This is a genomic window from Campylobacter sp. P0085, assembly GCF_002139495.1.
Taxonomy (GTDB): Bacteria; Campylobacterota; Campylobacteria; order Campylobacterales; family Campylobacteraceae; genus Campylobacter; species Campylobacter devanensis.
Genome location: NZ_MJKB01000014.1, coordinates 1 through 1293 on the forward strand (window position 1 = coordinate 1; position 1293 = coordinate 1293).

The following is a 1293-nucleotide window of genomic DNA, read 5'->3' on the forward strand; positions in this document are numbered from 1 at the left end:
CAACTGTACCACCGACATTTGTAAAGATTTTAAATTCATTTCCAACCCTAATATCATATCCATAACTAGAAAGCCCATAGCTGACAACGCCACGGCCTATATTTTCTTCGCAAAATGGAGTTATCATCTTGTGTTCTAAGCTCATTTGGCGTATCCATTTATCGCTTTTTAAACCCATAAATTTCCCTTTAAAATTAAATTGTAAGATTATAGCAATTTCTACTTTAAACTAAAGTTTAGCTTATTATTTAGATAATTTGGGTAGAATTATGAAATTTTACTTAATTTAAGGAGAATTTATGACAAGAGATGAGATTAAAGAGCTTATGAGCTTTTTTGATGAGACAAACATTAATAAAATTAAGATAAAAGATGGTGATTTCGTAATCGAGTTAGAAAAACACGAGCCATGCGAGCAAGTAGCCCCAGCCCCAGCTTGCCCTACAATCCCAGCCCCAGCGCCAATCAATGTAGTAGTAAATGAAAAAACAGTAACTACTTCAACAGCAACTGATACATTAAACTCACCGATGGTAGGGACATTTTATATAGCTCCAAGTCCAGGTGCGCCAAGCTTTGTTAAGGTAGGTCAAACAGTGAAAAAAGGCGACACTATAGGCATTATAGAAGCGATGAAAATTATGAATGAGATTGAAGCTGAGTTTGATTGTAGAATTACAAAAGCCCTAATCGCAGATGGCCAGCCTGTGGAATTTGGTATGGCGTTATTTGAGGTTGAAAAACTATGAGAGAGATTAAAAGAATCCTAATAGCAAATCGTGGTGAAATAGCCCTTAGAGCACTTAGAACTATCCAAGAGATGGGTAAAGAAGCAGTTGTAGTGCATTCTACAGCTGATAAAGATGCTCTTTATGTCAAATACGCTGATGCTAGTATCTGTATAGGCGGTGCTAGAAGTAGCGAGAGCTATCTACATATCCCAGCTATTATCACAGCTTGCGAGATTAGCGAAGCTGATGCGATATTTCCAGGTTATGGATTTTTGAGCGAAAATCAAAATTTCGTAGAAATTTGCGAAAAGCACAATATCAAATTTATAGGTCCAAGCGTAGAGGCTATGGCTTTAATGAGTGATAAAAGCAAAGCCAAACAGATGATGATGAGAGCAGGAATTCCAGTTGTACCAGGTAGTGATGGCGCTATCAAAGATATAGAAATGGCTAAAAAATTAGCTAGTGAAATTGGCTATCCTGTAATCATTAAAGCAGCTGCAGGTGGTGGTGGCCGTGGTATGAGAGTGGTAGAGAAAGAAGAGGATTTAGAAAAGAGCTT

At 37.4% G+C, this 1293-nt stretch carries 2 protein-coding genes and 1 pseudogene; 2 read left to right on the forward strand and 1 reads right to left on the reverse strand.

Annotation, left to right across the window (positions count from 1 at the left end; all coding sequences use genetic code 11):
• Nucleotides 1-178, reverse strand: a pseudogene (locus CIGNP85_RS08205) (dCTP deaminase); the annotation flags it as partial.
• A gap of 121 nt (nucleotides 179-299) precedes the next feature.
• Here CIGNP85_RS08205 and accB point away from each other — a divergent pair.
• Nucleotides 300-749, forward strand: a complete 450-nt coding sequence (accB, locus tag CIGNP85_RS08210) for an acetyl-CoA carboxylase biotin carboxyl carrier protein (protein ID WP_086287849.1) — start codon at nucleotides 300-302, stop codon at nucleotides 747-749.
• Nucleotides 746-1293, forward strand: a 548-nt coding sequence (locus CIGNP85_RS08215) for a biotin carboxylase N-terminal domain-containing protein (protein ID WP_272888192.1), incomplete at its 3' end; no start/stop codon positions are given. The genes accB and CIGNP85_RS08215, both read left to right, overlap by 4 nt.

Bases quoted from the DNA above. Each gene is read 5' to 3' on its own strand.
- accB (WP_086287849.1), top strand. From the start codon at position 300: ATGACAAGAGATGAGATTAAAGAGCTTATGAGCTTTTTTGATGAGACA.